This is a genomic window from Duganella caerulea (assembly GCF_040362985.1).
GTDB classification, from domain to species: domain Bacteria; phylum Pseudomonadota; class Gammaproteobacteria; order Burkholderiales; family Burkholderiaceae_D; genus Rugamonas; species Rugamonas vulcania.
In genome coordinates this window covers 644,803-662,739 of sequence record NZ_BPWJ01000002.1, presented here as the reverse complement: position 1 = coordinate 662,739, position 17,937 = coordinate 644,803, and the positions used below count along the sequence as shown (strand labels likewise).

General features: G+C 63.8%; 21 protein-coding genes. 14 read left to right on the top strand and 7 right to left on the bottom strand.

The genetic code is table 11. The annotated features are described in order from the left end of the window. The first annotated feature begins 6 nt into the window (after nucleotides 1-6). Genes ACUJB0_RS07810 through ACUJB0_RS07800 form a run of 3 tightly spaced genes read left to right on the top strand, consistent with a single transcriptional unit; the run spans nucleotide 7 to nucleotide 1,990 of the window. The gene (locus ACUJB0_RS07810) at nucleotides 7-975 is read left to right on the top strand and encodes an MlaD family protein (RefSeq protein WP_444844728.1); all 969 of its coding nucleotides are present in this window, start codon (nucleotides 7-9) and stop codon (nucleotides 973-975) included. After that, a complete protein-coding gene (locus tag ACUJB0_RS07805; RefSeq protein ID WP_444844727.1) occupies nucleotides 972-1,643 on the top strand; it encodes a hypothetical protein in 672 nt (223 codons plus the stop codon). Before ACUJB0_RS07810 ends, ACUJB0_RS07805 begins: the two co-directional genes overlap by 4 nt. After that, nucleotides 1,640-1,990 carry a translation initiation factor Sui1 gene (locus ACUJB0_RS07800; protein WP_444844726.1) on the top strand — a complete coding sequence of 117 codons (351 nt, stop codon included), beginning with the start codon at nucleotides 1,640-1,642 and terminating at the stop codon, nucleotides 1,988-1,990. Before ACUJB0_RS07805 ends, ACUJB0_RS07800 begins: the two co-directional genes overlap by 4 nt. On the opposite strand, the gene ACUJB0_RS07795 is transcribed toward ACUJB0_RS07800, so the two are convergent. Beyond that, the gene (locus tag ACUJB0_RS07795; RefSeq protein ID WP_444844725.1) at nucleotides 1,987-2,604 is read right to left on the bottom strand and encodes a cysteine hydrolase family protein; all 618 of its coding nucleotides are present in this window, start codon (nucleotides 2,602-2,604) and stop codon (nucleotides 1,987-1,989) included. The genes ACUJB0_RS07800 and ACUJB0_RS07795 overlap by 4 nt on opposite strands. Before the next feature lie 108 nt (nucleotides 2,605-2,712). On the opposite strand from ACUJB0_RS07795, the gene ACUJB0_RS07790 reads away from it, so the two are divergent. Further along, a complete protein-coding gene (locus tag ACUJB0_RS07790; RefSeq protein WP_444844724.1) occupies nucleotides 2,713-3,702 on the top strand; it encodes a GlxA family transcriptional regulator in 990 nt (329 codons plus the stop codon). Nucleotides 3,703-3,715: 13 nt separating this feature from the next. On the opposite strand, the gene ACUJB0_RS07785 is transcribed toward ACUJB0_RS07790, so the two are convergent. Continuing rightward, entirely contained in the window at nucleotides 3,716-4,969 is a 1,254-nt protein-coding gene (locus tag ACUJB0_RS07785) for a DEAD/DEAH box helicase (protein ID WP_444844723.1), read from the bottom strand. Nucleotides 4,970-5,009: 40 nt separating this feature from the next. After that, nucleotides 5,010-5,384 carry a hypothetical protein gene (locus tag ACUJB0_RS07780; protein WP_444844722.1) on the bottom strand — a complete coding sequence of 125 codons (375 nt, stop codon included), beginning with the start codon at nucleotides 5,382-5,384 and terminating at the stop codon, nucleotides 5,010-5,012. A 74-nt stretch (nucleotides 5,385-5,458) separates the two neighbouring features. Here ACUJB0_RS07780 and ACUJB0_RS07775 point away from each other — a divergent pair, with 74 nt between their 5' ends. Further along, entirely contained in the window at nucleotides 5,459-6,448 is a 990-nt protein-coding gene (locus tag ACUJB0_RS07775) for a dipeptidase (protein WP_444844721.1), read from the top strand. Here the strand turns inward: ACUJB0_RS07775 and ACUJB0_RS07770 are convergent, their stop codons facing one another. After that, nucleotides 6,449-7,060 carry a TetR/AcrR family transcriptional regulator gene (locus ACUJB0_RS07770; protein WP_444844720.1) on the bottom strand — a complete coding sequence of 204 codons (612 nt, stop codon included), beginning with the start codon at nucleotides 7,058-7,060 and terminating at the stop codon, nucleotides 6,449-6,451. Nucleotides 7,061-7,126: 66 nt separating this feature from the next. Here ACUJB0_RS07770 and ACUJB0_RS07765 point away from each other — a divergent pair, with 66 nt between their 5' ends. Next, a complete protein-coding gene (locus tag ACUJB0_RS07765) occupies nucleotides 7,127-7,699 on the top strand; it encodes an isochorismatase family protein (RefSeq protein WP_444844719.1) in 573 nt (190 codons plus the stop codon). Here ACUJB0_RS07765 and ACUJB0_RS07760 read toward each other — a convergent pair. Continuing rightward, complete coding sequence (locus ACUJB0_RS07760; protein WP_444844718.1) at nucleotides 7,696-8,100, bottom strand: hypothetical protein; 405 nt, start codon at nucleotides 8,098-8,100, stop codon at nucleotides 7,696-7,698. The two genes, ACUJB0_RS07765 and ACUJB0_RS07760, sit on opposite strands and share 4 nt — an antisense overlap. Before the next feature lie 78 nt (nucleotides 8,101-8,178). Here ACUJB0_RS07760 and ACUJB0_RS07755 point away from each other — a divergent pair, with 78 nt between their 5' ends. Next, a complete protein-coding gene (locus ACUJB0_RS07755; protein WP_444844717.1) occupies nucleotides 8,179-8,565 on the top strand; it encodes a MerR family transcriptional regulator in 387 nt (128 codons plus the stop codon). Between the two features lie 106 nt (nucleotides 8,566-8,671). Further along, nucleotides 8,672-8,914, top strand: a complete 243-nt coding sequence (locus tag ACUJB0_RS07750) for a DUF6566 family protein (RefSeq protein ID WP_444844716.1) — start codon at nucleotides 8,672-8,674, stop codon at nucleotides 8,912-8,914. Nucleotides 8,915-9,144: 230 nt separating this feature from the next. Here ACUJB0_RS07750 and ACUJB0_RS07745 read toward each other — a convergent pair whose 3' ends face one another. Next, nucleotides 9,145-10,962 (bottom strand): DUF4153 domain-containing protein, encoded by a 1,818-nt coding sequence (locus ACUJB0_RS07745; protein WP_444844715.1) that lies wholly within the window; start codon nucleotides 10,960-10,962, stop codon nucleotides 9,145-9,147. Between the two features lie 172 nt (nucleotides 10,963-11,134). Here ACUJB0_RS07745 and dapC point away from each other — a divergent pair, with 172 nt between their 5' ends. The 3 genes from dapC to ACUJB0_RS07730 all read left to right on the top strand — a co-directional run bounded on the left by dapC (nucleotide 11,135) and on the right by ACUJB0_RS07730 (nucleotide 14,393). Beyond that, nucleotides 11,135-12,349, top strand: a complete 1,215-nt coding sequence (dapC, locus tag ACUJB0_RS07740) for a succinyldiaminopimelate transaminase (protein WP_444844714.1) — start codon at nucleotides 11,135-11,137, stop codon at nucleotides 12,347-12,349. A gap of 11 nt (nucleotides 12,350-12,360) precedes the next feature. Continuing rightward, complete coding sequence (dapD, locus tag ACUJB0_RS07735) at nucleotides 12,361-13,188, top strand: 2,3,4,5-tetrahydropyridine-2,6-dicarboxylate N-succinyltransferase (RefSeq protein WP_117013568.1); 828 nt, start codon at nucleotides 12,361-12,363, stop codon at nucleotides 13,186-13,188. Between the two features lie 62 nt (nucleotides 13,189-13,250). After that, complete coding sequence (locus ACUJB0_RS07730; RefSeq protein ID WP_444844713.1) at nucleotides 13,251-14,393, top strand: PilT/PilU family type 4a pilus ATPase; 1,143 nt, start codon at nucleotides 13,251-13,253, stop codon at nucleotides 14,391-14,393. 53 nt (nucleotides 14,394-14,446) lie between these two features. Here the strand turns inward: ACUJB0_RS07730 and ACUJB0_RS07725 are convergent, their stop codons facing one another. Then, entirely contained in the window at nucleotides 14,447-15,193 is a 747-nt protein-coding gene (locus ACUJB0_RS07725) for a choice-of-anchor J domain-containing protein (protein WP_444844712.1), read from the bottom strand. 268 nt (nucleotides 15,194-15,461) lie between these two features. On the opposite strand from ACUJB0_RS07725, the gene ACUJB0_RS07720 reads away from it, so the two are divergent. From ACUJB0_RS07720 to prmB, 3 genes are read left to right on the top strand one after another with little or no spacing between them, the layout of a single operon-like run. After that, a complete protein-coding gene (locus tag ACUJB0_RS07720; protein WP_444844711.1) occupies nucleotides 15,462-15,815 on the top strand; it encodes an arsenate reductase in 354 nt (117 codons plus the stop codon). 2 nt (nucleotides 15,816-15,817) lie between these two features. After that, nucleotides 15,818-16,951: a succinyl-diaminopimelate desuccinylase gene (gene dapE / locus ACUJB0_RS07715; protein WP_444844710.1), complete on the top strand. Its 1,134-nt coding sequence runs from the start codon at nucleotides 15,818-15,820 to the stop codon at nucleotides 16,949-16,951. Nucleotides 16,952-17,006: 55 nt separating this feature from the next. Continuing rightward, on the top strand, nucleotides 17,007-17,894 hold the full coding sequence (gene prmB / locus ACUJB0_RS07710; RefSeq protein ID WP_444844709.1) for a 50S ribosomal protein L3 N(5)-glutamine methyltransferase: 888 nt from the start codon (nucleotides 17,007-17,009) through the stop codon (nucleotides 17,892-17,894). The last annotated feature ends 43 nt before the right edge of the window (nucleotides 17,895-17,937 follow it).

The following is a 17,937-nucleotide window of genomic DNA, read 5'->3' as shown; positions in this document are numbered from 1 at the left end:
CAGATAATGACCGAACAAACAAACGAAGCGGCGCCGGTGCGCAATGCGGAATTCAAGGCGCTGCTGCTGTTGGTGCTGATGGTGGTGCTGGTGGCCGGATCGGCGCTCTACCTGCTGTATGCGCGCGGCGCCTTCGAAGCGACGCAGACGCTTGTACTACAGACGGATAACTCGGAGGGCGTTACCGTCGGCATGGACATCACCTTCGCCGGCTTCCCGATAGGCCGCGTGCGGCGCATAGAACTGGGCAAGGACGGCAACGCACGCGTCATCGTCGACGTGCCGCGCAGCGATGCGCATTGGCTGCGCAGCACCAGCATCTTCACGCTGGAGCGCGGCCTGGTGGGCGGCGCAAAGCTGCGCGCCTTCAGCGGCATTCCGACCGATCCACCGCTGGAGGAAGGCGCCACGCGCACGCTGCTGGTCGGCGACGCCGCCGCCGAGATCCCGCGCCTGCTGGCCGCCGCCAAGGATCTGCTGGAAAACCTGAACGCGCTGACCGCGGAAAACTCCGCGCTGGCCGCGAGCCTGGCCAACGTGCAGGGCGTGACCGGCAAGCTGAATGGCCCCGGCGGCGCCATGGGATTGATCGCCGGCGACGACAAGAACGCCCAGCAGCTGGCGGAACGCGCCAACAAACTGCTGATCACCGTGAACGCGCTGGCCACCAAGGCCGATAGCCTGATCGGCCACGCCGATTCGCAGGTCTTCGGCAAACAGGGCGTGATGACGGACGCGCAGGCGACCATCGTTCAGCTCAATGGCCTGCTGGCCGACGCCCGCAACAGCCTGAAGAAAATGGACGCGGTGCTGGTCGAGGCGCAAGCCGTCGGCGCCAACGCCAAGGAAGCCACGGCCGATCTGGGCACGCTGCGCGGCGAGGTGGAAAGCAGCTTGCGCCGGGTCGAACAGCTGGTCAATGAGATCAACCGCAAATGGCCGTTCAAGCGCGACACGGAGATCAAACTGCCATGAAGACCAACGCCCCATTGATCGCGACGTTGTTCGCCACCGCGCTGCTGGCCGCCTGCGGCAACAACCCACCGGTGCCGGACTGGCAGATGAACGCGCAGAGCTCCATCGAACGCTCAACCGCCGCCTACATGTCCGGCAACGCCCGCGTGGAAGCGGCCGAGTACCAGCGCGCCCGCGAGGCGCTGGCCAGCACCGGCAAGGTCGATCTGATGATACGCGCCGAATTGATACGCTGCGCCGCGCACGTCGCCTCGCTGGTGTTCGAGGACTGCGCCGGCTACGACAAACTGTCGCAGGACGCAAGCCCGGCCGACCGTGCCTACGCCGCCTACCTGTCCGGCCGCGCCACCGCCGCCGACGCGACGCTGCTGCCCGCACAGCACCAGCCGGTGGCCTCCGCGTCCAGCGATACGGCAGCCGCCAGCGCCGCGCAAGCCATCACCGATCCGCTGTCCAAACTGGTGGCCAGCGGCGTGCTGCTGCGCGCCGGCAAAGCCACGCCGCAAATCCTCAGCGGCGCCGTGGACACCGCCTCCGCCCAGGGCTGGCGCCGGCCGTTGCTGGCATGGCTGGGCGTGCAGGCCATGCGCGCCACGCAGGCAGGCGACACCGCCGAAGCCCAGCGCATCCAGCGCCGCATCAACCTGATCACCGAAAAACCAATATGAACACCCGTCTCGTCTACTCCACCGAAACCGGCCGCATGTGCCCCGACTGCGGCAAGCCAGTCGCCGATTGCAGCTGCAAGGCCGCAGCCAAAGCCAAACCCACCGGCGACGGCGTCGTGCGCGTATCGCGCGAATCGAAGGGACGCGGCGGCAAGACCGTCACGCTGGTCAAAGGCCTTCCGCTGGACGCCATCGCCCTGGCCCTGCTGGGCAAGCAGCTGCGCAGCGCCTGCGGTTCCGGCGGCACCGTCAAGGACGGCGTCATCGAAATCCAGGGCGACCACTGCGACCTGGTGATGGAGGCCCTGAAAAAACAGGGCCACCAGCCCAAGCGCACCGGCGGTTAGCGGGTGCGCTGGTTCGACAGGTAGACATTGTCGCGTTCCAGCTTGCCGCCATCGCGCACGGCGGTCTGCCACGCCTCGGTGCTCACCACCGCGCCGAAGTTCGAGTGGAACACCGTGTTGAACACGCGGTGGATCTCCTCCGCGCTGGCCTTGCCGGCCGCGTTCTCATACGGCAGTGCGCCGGTGGCGTCTTCCAGCACTTCGACCTGCAAGCCGCGATGTGCCGCCTCATAGATGGTGGAGGCGTTGCAGTTGTGCGTCATGTAGCCGGCGATGGTCAGCGTATCGATGGCGTTCGCCTTCAGCCACTCGGCCAGGTCCGTCCCGGTGAACACGCTGGCCATCTTCTTGTTGATGAAATGGTCGTGCGCGCGCTGCGCCACCGCGGGATGAAGTTTCCAGCTATCCGAGCCCAGGGCGAAGATCGGCGAGGTTTCCGGTGCGTCGTGCTGCACCACCACCACGGGGATGCCGGCCTCGCGCGCGGCGTCCATGGCGCGGCCGATATTCGGCAGCGAGGTCTCGACCGGCGGATATTCGATCTTCATCTTGCCGGTGAAGTATTCGTTCTGCACATCGATGACGATCAGGGCACGGCGTGGGGTTGCGGTCATGGTTTTCTCCTGTAGGATAAGGGCTTCAGCGCCCGGTGATTGACATTTTCCGTCACCGCCCCATTATCCAAAAGTGGCCCGAAGGCCACCATTCGATATAATCAGGCCATGTCTACGCCCACCTCGCCCAGCCGCAAATTCCGCATCGCCGTCATCGCCTTCGACGGCATCAACCCTTTTCACCTGTCGGTGCCCTGCCAGGTGTTCGGAGCCCAGCGTGCCGATTGCGACAGCGCCACCTTCGACGTCAAGGTATGCGCCGAGGATCCCGGCACGCCGCTGAGCACCACCGCCGGTTTCGATATCACCGCCACCCACGGCCTGGCAACGCTGTCCCGCGCCGACATCGTCATCCTGCCGTCCTGGCACTCGGACTGCCGCCCGGCGCCAGCCACCCTGCTGCAAGCCCTGCGCCGCGCCCACCAGCGCGGCGCGCAGGTGGTGGGCCTGTGCGTGGGCTCCTTCCCGCTGGCCGAAGCGGGGCTACTGGACGGCCGCACCGCCACCACGCACTGGGCGCTCGCCGACACGATGTCCGAGCGCTATCCCAAGGTCAAGGTCGACCGCGAGGTCCTGTATGTCGATGAAGGGGAAGTGGTGACGTCGGCCGGCGTGGCGGCGGGCCTGGATTGCTGCCTGCACCTGCTGCGGCAGTTGTGTGGCGCGGAGATCGCCAACCGCGTGGCGCGGCAGCTTGTGGTGGCGCCGCACCGGCAAGGCGGGCAGGCGCAGTTCATCGAACGTCCGCTGCCCGTCAGCGGCAGCGACGACCGCTTTGCGCAGGTGCTGGCATGGGTGGGCGAAGACCTGACGCAGGATCATAGCATCGACGTGCTGGCCGAACGCGCGCTGATGAGCCGCCGTAACTTCACCCGCCACTTCCGCCAAGCCACCGGCACCTCGGTCAAGCAATGGCTGCTCAACCAGCGACTGGCGCATGCCCGGCATCTGCTGGAGAGCAGCGAAGTGTCGGTCGAGATGGTGGCGCAACAGGCGGGCTTCGGATCGGCGCTGTCGCTGCGCCAGCACTTCCGGGCGACGTTGCGCACGTCGCCGTCGGAGTATCGCAAGTTGTACCGCTCCGCCGCGCCGGACTGACGGCGCGGGAGCTTTATTCTCCGGCGGCCGCAGCGGCTTCGCGCAGCTTATCCTTCTTGCTCTTGCGCTTGCCCTTGATGCCGCCGTTGACGGTGTCCGTCACGGAATTGGCGGGAGCCGGCGGCAGCGTCTCGACAGGCTCGAAGCCGGCGATCTGCTCGCGCGGCAGCAGGATATCCTGGCGCTTTTCGATCAGCCGGAAATGCTGTTCCGTCTCCGCGCTGACGAAGCTGACCGCCACGCCGCTCTCGCCGGCGCGGCCGGTGCGGCCGATGCGGTGCGTGTAATCCACCGCCGAGCGAGGCAGATCGTAATTGACCACGGCCGGCAGGCGGGCGATGTCGATGCCGCGCGCCGCCACGTCGGTCGCCACCAGCACCTGCAGGCGGCTGGCCTTGAAGTCGCCCAGCACTTCGGTGCGCGCCCCCTGGCTGAATTCACCGTGGAAGGCGCCGGCACGGATGCCGTTGCGGTTCAGCTTATCGGCCACGTGTTCGGCCGCGTACTTGGTCGCGACGAACACCAGCACCCTGCTCCACTTGTGCTCCAGGATCAGGTGCTTGAGCAGCATGGTCCGGCGCGGCACGTCGACCATGATCGCGCGCTGGACGATATCGGGTTTGCTGGCCGGCTCGGACAGCACCTCGATGCGCGTGGGCTGATGCAGCATGCCGTCCGCCAGCGCCTGCACCGCCGGCGGGAAGGTCGCCGAGAAAAACAGGTTCTGGCGCTGCTTCGGCAACAGCTCCAGGATGCGGTTCAATTCTTCGCTGAAGCCCAGGTCCAGCAGGCGGTCCGCCTCGTCCAGCACCAGCATCGCCGTGCGCGAGATCTTCAGCGCATTGTGGTCGATCAGGTCCAGCAGCCGGCCGGGCGTGGCGATGACGATGTCGGCGCCGCCGCGCAGCGCCATCATCTGCGGATTGATCGACACGCCGCCGAACACGATGGATACCTTGACCTGCATCGGCAAATGCGCCACCAGCTTGCGGATCGACTCGCCCACCTGCGCGGCCAGCTCGCGCGTCGGCACCAGGATCAGGCCATGCAGCTGGCGCGGGCCGTTGCGGTTGTCCAGCAGCGACTGCAGCAGCGGCAGCGCGAAGGCGGCGGTCTTGCCGGACCCGGTCTGCGCCGCGCCCAGCACGTCCTCCCCGCGCAGGATGGCGGGAATGGCGGCGCTCTGGATGGCGGTCGGCTCCTGGTAACCGATTTCGGTAACGGCGTTAATCAGTGAGGGAGCAAGGCCCAGCGAAGAAAAAGACATGTCGGCCTTAATAATGTGAATTTAGCGGACAGTATACATGCTAGATGCATTTGCCCCGCAGCTTGGCGATCGGGATGAACGGCAGCGCGAGGTAGCCGCTCAGGAAAAATGTCGGCTGCCGCTTCAGTCCTTCCGAATGCAGGCAGTCCGGCACCTTCGCCTCATTGAAGGCGGCGGTCATGATGTCGCTGTTGGCGGTGCTGAACGCCGGCGCCGTGCGCGGCAGGGACTGCGCCGGAACCTCAGCCGCCAGGGCCTCGGCGATCGCCTTGCGCATCGCGGGATCGACTCGCGCCTCCATCGCCTTCGCATCCGGCGGCGCGACCGCCGCGTCGAGATAGGCGTCCTTCTTCGCGTCGGCGGCCCAGGCGCCAGGCGCGATCAGCAACGACATCAGCAAAACATATCCGCGCATAAGAATTTCATCCCGTGATTAGCCATATGCGCCATTATCATGCAAAAATAGCTAATCTTTTTAAGAAAAAAATTATGATCAACTGGGACGCCCACGCTTGCCTGCCGCAACACCCGCAGGCCGACTTCACGCCGGTTCAACGGCTGCACGCCGCCGGCGTCAATTATGTCTCGCTCAACGTCGGCGGCGACATGAACCCGGTCTCGCAAGTGATGTCCGTGATCGCCGGCTACCGCGCCACCATCGCCTCGGACCCGGACCGCTACGTGCTCGCCTCCAGCGTGGACGACATCATCCAGGCCGCCGCCGACGGCCGCACCGCCATCGGCTTCGACCTGGAAGGTTCCATGCCGCTGCTCGACCAGCCGGAGATGGTGGCGCTGTACGCCCAGCTGGGCGTGCGCCAGATGCACTTCGCCTACAACCGCAACAACAGCGTGGCCGACGGCTGCCACGACCAGCCGCGCGGCCTGACATCGCTCGGCTACAGCATGGTGGGCGCAGTCAACGATGCCGGCATCCTGATGGACTGTTCGCACACGGGCCGCCTGTGCAGCCTCGATATCATGTCCGCGTCGTCGCAGCCGGTGATCTTCAGCCACGCCAATCCATACACGCTGGTGCAGCACGGCCGCAACGTCACCGATGAACAGATCCGCGCCTGCGCCGCCACCGGTGGCGTGGTGTGCGTGTCCGGCCTGTCGTGGTTCCTGGGTAAAGAGCATCCGGACGTCGACGACGTCGCGCGCCACGCCGCCTACGTGGCCGACCTGGTGGGCGTAACGCACGCCGGCATCGGCCTCGATATCTGCTTCCAGCAGCCCGGCCTGGACGACACGCCGCCCGGCGATTTCAACCCAAGTCACTGGTGGCCCGCCTCCGCCGGCTACAGCGCCGGGCATCCGCCGACCTTCACGCCACCCGAAATCTGGCGCCAGCTGGCCGCCGCGCTGCGCAAGGCCGGCATGACCGACAGCGAGACCGAGTTGGTCATGGGCCGCAACATGATGCGCGTGGCGCAGCAGGTGTGGAGCAAGCCGCAGGCGCTGTTGAAGGTTGCCTGACTATTTGCGCAGGCGCGCTTTCAAGTAGCTGAGCAGCACCAGCTTGAACTCCGCCACCAGTTCCACCCGCTCGGCGGCGGCTGCCCCCGCGTACAAGGGATTGAGTCCCTTGACGATTTGTAGCGACACCGTGGCCAGCCGCAGCGCCTCGCCCTCTTCCAATTCCGGCTGCTTCTCCCTCAGCGCCGCGCCTATCCTGGACCGCAGCCGCTGGCGCGCGCCCGCATCGCGCTGATACCCAAGCGTCGCATTGAGCAGCGTGAAGTAAGCCGGGTGCTCGTTGAAAAAACCGATCATCAGATCGAAGATCCGGTCCACCAGCGCGGCGATGCTCAGTTGCGAGGCATCGGCAATCAGCGTCGTCCAGCGACGCGCCATCTCCTCGCCGTAATACTCACGCAGCGCCTTCGCCAAGGCCAGCTTGTTGGGAAAATACTGGTACAAGGCGCCGATAGACGACCCGGATCGCTCGGCGATCGCGGTCATGGTCGCGGCGTCGTAGCCGGATTGCGCAAACACGGCCGCCGCGGCATCCAGCATGGCCGCCATGCGCTGTTCGCCGCGCAGTTGCTGCGGCTTGCGCCGGGCGTTTTTTTCGATATCTGAGGACATCCTCACATTGTAACCGAATCCGGCTTATAATTATCTGAGGATACCCTCACATTTAAGGAGCCAACAATGAATCTCGAACCTTCCAGCACGGCCCTGGTATTGATCGATCTACAGCACAGCAACGTGGCACGGGAGCTGGCGCCGCATACGGCGCAGCAGGTGGTGGCCAACGGTGCCCGCCTGGCCAACGCCGTGCGCCGCAGTGGCGGGACCGTGGTGTATGTCCGCGTACTGGTTAACGAGCTACTGCGCCTGCCGGCGGATATCTCGCTGGCCCGCGATCCGTCCGCCCCGCCACCGCCGCCGCAGGCGTCGGAACTGGTCGGGCAGGCTGGGTACGAGACGGGCGACATTGTGATCGCCAAGCGCCAGTGGGGAGCGTTTCATGGCACGGAACTGGACCAGCAGTTGCGCCGCCGCGGCATCCGCACACTCATAATGGGCGGTATCGCCACCAACTTCGGCGTCGAATCCACTGCCCGCGCAGCCTTCGACCAGGGCTACGCGCTGGTGTTTGCGCATGACGCGATGTCAAGCCTGAAAGCGGAGATGCATCAATTCGCCGTACAGAATATCTTCCCCTTCATCGGCCATGTGCGCAGCACCGATGAACTGGAGACGGCATTCCTCAAGCGCTAGGCGCTTTCATTCCGGCGCACCGGCAGCCACTGGGCCACGCCGAAAGCCAACTCCGGAACAATGAACAGCCAAAGCAGCGGCGCGCCCGTGGCGGCCAGCGTCCAGATCATCCACGTCGAAAACAGCAGCCGCGCCGCGCCGTCGAAACGGCCGAAGCGCTGCTGCGGGTCGCTGATGCGCAGCAGCGACCATACCAGCACCACGCTTCCCAGCAGGCAGGCGAACAGGATGTGAAACGGTTCAAACGCCGGCAGCGCGGCGCCCCCAAGGTGCTGGTTGATGCCGTCCAATTGCACGCGGGCGAAGGCGAAGCTCCATGGCGTGGCGAAAGGCGCCGTCACAACCAGGTCGTAGATGGCGCTGCCGAGGACAATTTTGCGGAAGGTGGATGGTGAAAGCATGACGACTCCGTGGTTAGAATGACGCCATGCTAAAGCCTGGAGTACACTCCAGGGTCAATCACTATTTGGAATCTGGGCATGCAAATCGGAGAAATCGCCAGTGCCACGGGACTGAGCCGCGATACTTTGCGCTTTTACGAAAAGCGCGGCCTTCTGCGCGCCCGCCGCAGCGCCAACGGCTACCGCGATTATCCGCCGGAGGCGGTGAACTGGCTGCGTTACATCAAGTTGGCACAGACGCTGGGCTTCACGCTGGGCGAGATCGAGGCCGACCTGCCGCTGCTGGCCGAACCGGCATCGTCCGCGCCCCAACTCCGCGAGGCGCTGGCGCGCAAGCTGGCAGACATCGACCAACGCATCGAAGGCCTGCATGCGCTGCGCGGCGAACTGGCGCGCAGGTTGGACGAGGATATGCAAACCTGTCCTTTACAGCCCGGCCAATCTGAACCGCGCAAGTTTGGATGACCATTCTTTACAGGAAATCAATATTACCTATTTGTAATGACGGACTGTGGTGGGCTGGATACAATGCGATACAGAAAGTTACATAGCGGCACTATCGATGGACTCCATGATCAACTACCACGTTTGTTATAAATTGTTTGAAATCCGCTCGTTCTGCACGAAAAACGAACAGAATAAATGGCAAGGGCGATGGGAGATTTCGCGGCAATTAAGCAGCATAGATTCCAGCACCGTGGTGACAGTATTTGAAACACCAGAGGAAGCCGCCCAGAACGCCATCGCCATTTGCTGCCAACTTATTGACGAAGGGCGCATCCGCAACCCCTCCCTGCTGGCCACAGGCTTTTAATATCAGCACCAGCCTGCCGACCTGCTCGCCATTCAGCGGCCGGCCGCCATTGGCCTGGGTCGCCGCGTCGACAACATCGTTCCAACCTTGATGGCGTCGGCTATCTGCGCTTTCTGTTCAACAGCGACGCTTTTAAGCAACTCAGCTTGGGAATTAACAGTAAAAAAAGCCATGCTGAGAGGTACAAGATAACGTTTTATAATCAACTCAAATAAATAAAATCCCCCGTTCTACCGGGGCGTATTAAAAAGTTTGCAATCATCGGAATTGAACTCCGATTGGAACTGTAAAATCTGGCCGCCCACCTGCAGCGCTTTCATGCGGGGCGTGACCAACGCATAGTCCCCCGCCTTCAGCTTCTCGATCAATGGAGTACATCCACTGGCGCTCGTATCGAGATGGCCGGCGACTACCCACTTGCCATCGGCGCGCTCCTTGAAGAGCACAGGGGCCGAATAGCTGTCGACGTTAAACAGCAGGATTTCCTGCCTGCCGTCTCCGTCGATATCCATGATCATGGCATCGCAGTCGGAGCCAGGGCTGGTCAGGCATGACGGAATCGTCAGCCCCACTTCAGGGCTCCACTTCTGAGCCACAAAGCTGGCCGGCAGCTTTGCGGTCGCCGGCCACACCTTGACGCTGTCGGCCACCGACACCGGCACGTTACGCGGCCCGTCGTGCCAGCGCGCCGTGTCCTTCAGCGCCTTGGCGGCCAGCTCGCGGATCAACGCGGCATCCGGACCGGAGGCCTGTTGCGACAGGCGCGCCAGGGCAACCTGGCCATAACGCTGCCCCTCGAAGCGCAGGTAATGGAAATCGAATTTCGCGGCCTGGGTGCGCCCCTTCTCCAGCCGCGCCACCTGGTTGTTCACCGACAGGCGCGCCGGATCGGCGATCGGTGTGAACAACGCCAGCAGCACCGCCAGCAGAACAAAGGCCGCCGCCACGTTGACGTGGGCGATGGAGCTCAGCCAGGTCTCGTAGCGATGCGCCGCCCACGCATAGCCCAACGCATAACAGCCGGCGAGCACCAGGCAGGCGGCGGCGGTGACGCGGTCCACGGTCCAGCCATAGTCGTACACCCGCAATCCCAGTGCATAGATGGCGATGGCCGTCAGCGGCAGTATCAGCAGCGCGGCCACGCGCGCGCTTACGCGCACCACCAGGGCCGCCTTGGCGTGGCCGTTCTGGAAGGCCGCGTTGATCAGAACGATCAGCACCGCGTCCGCCGCCAGCAGCAGCGAGGTCGCGTGGCGGGTGGCCCACAGCACGTCCAGTCCCGTGAACGGCAGCGCGCACAGGAAGCCGCTCACGAGCAGCGCCGCCACCGGCAATATCCACGACAGCAGCACCAGCAACAGGCTGCGGATGCCGCGCACGATGGCCGGCCGCACGTCCGTGACGTGCATCGCGCACGACCAGGCAAAGCAGACCACCGGCACCACGAACCACGACTGCTCCATCATGTGCTTCAAGAAGTTCAGCTTCACCATCGAGAACAGGCCGCTGCCCATCAACAGCACCAGCCACAGTGCCCCGACAAAGAACACCGAGAACATCAGCTGCACCGTCAGCTTCCAGGCCAGTTCGAAGTAGGTGTCGTAGCTGGCGACGAGGCGCTTGTCCGACGCCCCCGCCATCACCAGCACATGGGCGATGTACATGAACACCCCGCCGAAGACCACCACTGGGCCGGAGCGCGGCGTGAACACGCCCCGTCCAAGCTGGCCGGCGCCGGGCCACAAGCCGGCATCCCGGCTGACCGCATGCAGCGCCATCACCAGCACCAGGACGGCGGCGGCCAGCATCCACAGCGCCACCTTCTTCGGCGCCATATGGCCCATGGCCGATATCAGCATCGCCGGCAGCAGCAGGCCGGCCATCACCAGTGGCGTCATCACATACGGCATCCCGGCCGGCCACCACGCGCCCTGGTCGGCCTGGTACAGCCAATACAGCAGCGCGCCCTGCACCAGGCCAGTCGCCAGCCGCAGCACCATCACGCGCCGGCTGACCTCCGCGTCCAACGTCGTCTCATCCTGTTTCATGCGATGTCTCTATGTGAATGAAGGCCCGCAGTATCTCACATGTTTATTATTTGGCATTGGTAGCAAGCCCACTAAACGCCATGCCAGGCGCCATACGACGAGGCCCGCGCGGAGGCGCTATAATGGCTGTCTACGCTGTTCTTTTTTCAACGTTCCGCACCCGGTCCGCCAAGTGAATCCACATCTCGACAAGCTGCAACCCTATCCGTTCGAAAAACTGCGCCAGCTGTTCGCGCAGGTGACCGCCAGTCCCCAGCACAAGGCCATCAGCCTGGGCATGGGCGAACCCAAACACCCGACGCCGCGCTTCATCCAGCAGGCGCTGATCGACAATGTGGACGGCCTGGCCACCTACCCGACCACCGTCGGTTCGGACGCGCTGCGCGGCGCCATCGCCGGCTGGCTGGAACGCCGCTACGGCATCCCCAAGCTCAATCCGGCCACCCAGGTGCTGCCGGTGAACGGCTCGCGCGAGGCGCTGTTCTCGCTGGCGCAGACCGTGATCGACCCTTCGGCCAAGTCGCTGGTCATCAGCCCGAATCCGTTCTACCAGATCTATGAAGGCGCGGCCTACCTGGCCGGCGCCGAGCCGTACTTCGTCAACTCCGACCCGGCCCGCAACTTCGGCTGCGACTACGACAGCATCCCCGCCTCGGTGTGGGAGCGCGTGTCGCTGCTGTTCCTGTGCTCCCCCGGCAATCCGACCGGCGCCGTGCTGACGCTGACCGACTGGGAGAACCTGTTCGCCCTGTCCGAGCGCTACAACTTCATCATCGCCGCCGACGAGTGCTACTCCGAGATCTACCACGGCGACAAGGCGCCACTGGGCGCGCTGGAAGCGGCCCACACGCTGGGCCTGTCCACCGTCGAGAAGCCCTACGCGCGCCTGGTGGTCTTCAGCAGCCTGTCGAAGCGCTCCAACGTGCCGGGCATGCGCTCGGGCTTCGTGGCCGGCGATGCCGACGTGCTTAAAAAATTCCTGTTGTACCGCACCTATCACGGCGGAGCCATGAGCCCTTCCGTGCAAGCTGCTTCGATCGCGGCCTGGAACGACGAGACCCACGTCGAACAGAACCGCGAAAAATACCGCGCCAAATTCGCCGCCATCACCCCGCTGCTGCAGGAAGTGCTGCAGGTCGAACTGCCGGACGCCGGCTTCTACCTGTGGGCGGACGTCAGCCAGACCGGCCTGTCGGACACCGAATTCGCCCAGCGCCTGTACGCCGAATATAATGTCACGGTACTGCCGGGCAGCTACCTGGCGCGCGACGCGCACGGCGCCAATCCGGGCCGCAACCGCATCCGCATGGCGCTGGTCGCCGAGACGGAGGAAGGCCTGGAAGCGGCGCGGCGCATCGTCCAATTTTGCAAGTCCCTTAACAAATAAGATCGCACATCATGAGCCAACAACTCCAGCAAATCATCGACCAGGCATGGGAAGACCGCGCCAACATCAATCCAGCCAACGGCACCGCCGAACTGCGTGACGCGGTTTCGCACGTGATCGCGGGCCTGGACGCCGGCACCATCCGCGTGGCCGAAAAAACCACCGGCGACTGGGTGGTGAACCAGTGGGTCAAGAAAGCCGTGCTGCTGTCCTTCCGCCTGGAGAACAACGTGCAGATGCCGTCCGACGGCACCATGCAGTTCTACGACAAGGTACCGACCAAGTTCGCCAACTACACCGCCGAGGATTTCGCCAAGGGCGGCTTCCGCGTGGTGCCGCCGGCCGTGGCGCGCCGTGGCTCCTTCATCGCCAAGAACGTGGTGCTGATGCCTTCCTATGTCAACATCGGCGCCTACGTCGATGAAGGCGCGATGGTCGACACCTGGGCCACCGTCGGTTCGTGCGCGCAGATCGGCAAGAACGTCCACCTGTCCGGCGGCGTCGGTATCGGCGGCGTGCTGGAACCGATGCAGGCCAATCCGACCATCATCGAAGACAACTGCTTCATCGGCGCCCGCTCGGAAATCGTCGAAGGCGTGATCGTCGAAGAGAACTCGGTGATCTCGATGGGCGTGTACATCGGCCAGTCGACCAAGATCTACGACCGCGCCACCGGCGAGGTGACCTACGGCCGCGTGCCTGCCGGTTCGGTGGTCGTCTCGGGCAACCTGCCTTCGGACGACGGCAAGTACTCGCTGTACTGCGCGGTCATCGTCAAGCGCGTGGATGCAAAAACCCGCGCCAAGACCGGCATCAACGAACTGCTGCGCGGTATCTAAGCAGGCAACAAGAACCGGGGACTCTTCGCAGTCCCCGTTTTTTTGATACTGAGGAGAGAGCCATGGCCATGGAACGCCTGTTCCAGCTGATGAAGGAAAAGAACGCGTCGGACATGTTCTTTGCGGTGAATTCGCCGGTGCACATCAAGATCAACGGCAATCTCATCCCCATCAATCAGCAGAAGCTAGAGCCGGACAACATCCATTCGCTGCTGTCGGAGATCGCCTCCCCCGCGCAGATGGAGGAACTGGCGGCCACCAATGAACTGAACATGGGCGTATCGGTGCCGAACATGGGCCGCTTCCGCCTGTCCGCGTTCAGGCAGCGCGGCACCATCTCCGCCGTATTCCGCTTCGTGCCCGCCACCATACCGGTGCTGGCCGACCTTCAATTGCCGCCGGTGCTGGCGGACCTGATCATGGAAAAACGCGGCCTGCTGCTGCTGGTCGGCTCGACCGGCTCCGGCAAGTCCACCACCATCGCCTCGATGCTGGACCACCGCAACGAACTGCGCTCCGGCCATATCCTGACGCTGGAAGACCCGATCGAGTACCTGTTCAAGAATAAGAAATCCATCGTCAACCAGCGCGAGATCGGCAGCGACGCCAAGGACTTCTACACCGCGCTGCGCAACTCCATGCGCCAGGCGCCAGACTGCATCCTGATCGGCGAGATCCGCGACAAGGAAACCATGGCCGCCGCGCTGGCGTACGCGCAGTCGGGCCACCTGGTGCTGGCGACACTGCACGCCAACAACAGCTATAACGCGCTAAATCGTATTATCAGTTTCTACCCGATCGAGAACCGCGCCGCGCTGCTGCAGGACTTGTCGTCGACGGTGAAGGCCATCGTCTCGCAGCGGCTGGTCCGCTCGATCAACGGCGGCACGCGCACGGCGGCGGTGGAGGTGATGGTCAACACCCGCTACATCTCGGACCTGATCGAAAAAGGCGAAATCGGCCAGATCAAGGAGGCGATGGAGAAGAGCATGTCGCCCGGTTCGCAGTCGTTCGAGCTGGCCTTGCTCAAGCTGGTGCAGGATGGTTTGATCAGCCAGGACGAGGCGCTGGCCAACGCCGATTCGGCCACCAACCTGCTGTGGCTCTTGAATAATGGCCCGGGCAGCAAGAACGCCCAGGCCGAGCCGGAACCCAAGTCGCCGCCGGACGAGGCCTCGTTCACCGAGTTCACGCTCAACACCTGAGGCGCCTGAGGCTGAGGCGACCTGCTTCACCCCAGGCGCCCAGGCGTTTGCCGTCAGGCGGCGCGCTGCGCCGTCTGGCGGCGGCGCTGCAGGCCGGCCAGCACGCCCACGCCCGCCAGCAGCATCGTGACGCTGCCCGGCTCCGGCACCGACGAAACATAGCTGAAGTCGTCCAGGCCGATGATGTTGGAGTTATCGCCGAGGCGGCCGCCATTGTACACAAAGTAACGGAACGCCACGCGTCCATCGATCGGGCCGCTCAGGCCGCTCAGGGTCACCGTGTACTTGGTCCAGTCTTCCGGATAGCCACCGACCTCCAACCCGGGGTTGACCGATATCAGCGAGGTGGTGAAGCTGCCCACGCTGGTGGTGGTGCTGCCGACGTCGGTGCCGCTGCCCGTGCTCATGCGGAATTCCAGCCGGTCCGGGTATTCCGAGTCCGGCACGGTGGTGGTGTAGAAGCTGAACGTGTCGCCGTTGCGCAGGCCGGTGATCACCGGCGAGATCAGCCAGTTGTTGATGGTGCCGCTGCCAATGCTGACCGAGGTGTAGTTGACCAGCGCCATGCCGTTGCCGGCGTGCGGCCCGACCACGATATCACCGAACTCGTCCTCGATGCCAGCCGCGACCCACCACGGATTGCCGATGGCACTACGCGTGCTCAGGTTCGTGGTCACCCAGCCGGCGGGCAACACGCCGGGCGTGTTGAAACCCTCTGTAAACGATGCGTGGGACGAAGTGCTAATGCACAGGAAAGCTGCACTGATCGCAGCCTTGGAAGCGATAGCGGATAGTTTCATAGGTTTTAAAGTTGAAAGAGTCGTCAATTAATTCCAGGAGGAATCTAGCCCCTGGGCCAGCTGGCCATGCAGGCCAGTAATACAATCCACAACGTTTCCAATGTAACACTTAAGATTGTATTAAATGACAGGAATGTGATGAAAATTTTAACTTCATTGAAAACGTGACTTTTCAACAACGGTCACGCCATCGAGCCGGCCATCCGCCTGACGGTCCCGCCCGTGGTATTCTATTGCTCCTCCGCGCACAGCACTTCTTCTTCAACCTATGAAAATTACCCTCTACGGCATCCCGAACTGCGATACCGTCAAAAAGGCCCGCGTCTGGCTGGCCGGCCAGCAGCAGGACTTCGTCTTCCACGATTTTAAAAAACAGGGCCTGAGCCGCGAGATCGTCGCCGGCTGGCTCCAGCACCTGCCGCGCGATGTGCTGGTCAATAAAAAGGGCACGACCTGGCGCGGCCTGCCGGACGAGCGCAAGGCCGCCATCGTCGACGACGACAGCGCCATCGCGCTGATGCTCGAATTCCCCTCCGTAATCAAGCGCCCGGTGCTGGACAAGGACGGCACCTTCGCCGTCTCCTTCTCCGACGCCCAGTACAAACAAATTTTCGACCTCTGAACATGACTCCATCCAAGACCCTGGCGCTGACCGAAAAGCTGATCGCCCTCTCCTCTGTCACCCCCGACGACAAGGGCTGCCAGCAGCACCTGATCGACCTGCTGTCGCCGCTGGGCTTCGCCTGCGAAGTGATCGAATCGAACGGCGTGACCAACCTGTGGGCGCGCCGCGGCACCACCTCGCCGGTGCTGGTGTTCGCCGGCCATACCGACGTGGTGCCCACCGGCCCGGCCGAGCAATGGCGCTCGGAGCCCTTCAACCCGACCCACCGCGACGGCAAGCTGTATGGCCGCGGCGCGGCCGACATGAAGACCTCGATCGCCGCCTTCGTGGTGGCCTGCGAGGAGTTCGTCGCCGCCCACGCCGACCACAAAGGCTCGATCGCCTTCCTGATCACCAGCGACGAGGAAGGCCCGGCCATCGACGGCACGGTGGTGGTCTGCAATCTCCTCAAGGAGCGCGGCGAGACGCTGGACTACTGCATCGTCGGCGAGCCGACCTCCGACGAGACGCTGGGCGACATGATCAAGAACGGCCGCCGCGGCTCGCTGTCGGGCAAGCTGACGATCAAGGGCGTGCAGGGCCACATCGCCTACCCGCAGCTGGCGCGCAACCCGATCCACCTGGCCGCGCCCGCGCTGGCCGAGCTGGTGGCCGAACGCTGGGACGAGGGCAACGAGTACTATCTGCCGACCTCCTGGCAGATGTCCAACATTAACGCCGGCACCGGTGCCAACAACGTCATCCCCGGCGAGATGGTCATCGACTTCAACTTCCGCTTCTCCACCGCCAGCACCCACGAGGAACTCAAGCGCCGCGTGCACGCCATCCTGGACAAGCACAATCTGCACTACGACCTGAAATGGGCGCTGAGCGGCCTGCCGTTCCTGACGCCGCGCGGCGTATTGAGCGACGCGCTGTCGGCCGCGATCAAATCGGAAACCGGCGTCGACACCGAACTGTCGACCACCGGCGGCACCTCGGACGGACGCTTTATCGCTCAGATCTGCCCTCAGGTGATAGAATTCGGGCCTCCCAACGCAAGTATCCACAAGATCGACGAGCATATCGAGCTGCGTTTTGTCGATCCGCTGAAGAATATCTATCGCCGTACGCTGGAAAACCTGCTGGCCTGATGCCTGGCTGGCGGCGCGGCGTGCGCAAACCGATTACTGTTTTACCGAGATAGCCATGAACACGACTCCTTTCACCACGCCGCGCGACCTGTTGCGCTACGCCGTCACCCGCTTCAACACCGCCAAGCTGTTCTTCGGCCATGGCAGCGTCGAGGCCTTCGACGAAGCGGCCTACCTGATCCTGCACACGCTCAAGCTGCCGCTGGACCGCCTGGACCCGTTCCTGGACGCGAAGCTGCTGCCCGAGGAGATCGACGCGGTCATGGCCGTCATCGACCGCCGCACCAACGAGCGCGTGCCGGCCGCCTACATCACCAACGAGGCGTGGCTGGGGACCTACAACTTCTACGTGGACGAGCGCACCATCGTGCCGCGCTCCTTCATCGCGGAACTGATCCCGCAGTACTTCGCGCCGTGGGTCAACGAGCCTGAGAACGTGGCCAATGTGCTGGAGCTGTGCACGGGCTCCGGCTGCCTGGCCATCATGCTGGCCGACGCCTTCCCGGACGCGCACGTGGACGCGGTGGACATCTCGGCCGACGCGCTGGAAGTGGCGAAGAAAAACGTCGCCACCTACAAGCTGGAAGACCGCCTGACGCTGATCCAGTCCGACCTGTACGCCAATGTGCCGGACAAGAAGTATGACCTGATCATCACCAACCCGCCGTATGTGAACTCGTCGTCGATGAGCAAGCTGCCGATGGAGTACCGCGCCGAGCCTGAACTGGCGCTGGACGGCGGCAAGGACGGCATGGACCTGGTGCGCAAGATCGTCGCCGGCGCCGCCGAGCGCCTGACCGACGACGGCATCCTGATCGTCGAAATCGGCAACGAGCGCGAGTTCGCCGAGGCGGCCTTCGGTGAACTGGGCCTGACCTGGCTCACCACCAGCAACGGCGACGACATGGTCTTCCTGCTGACCGCGGACCAGTTGAAGTTGTAATACCTACTTTAGAAGAACAAGAACCAATGATTCGCTTTATTCA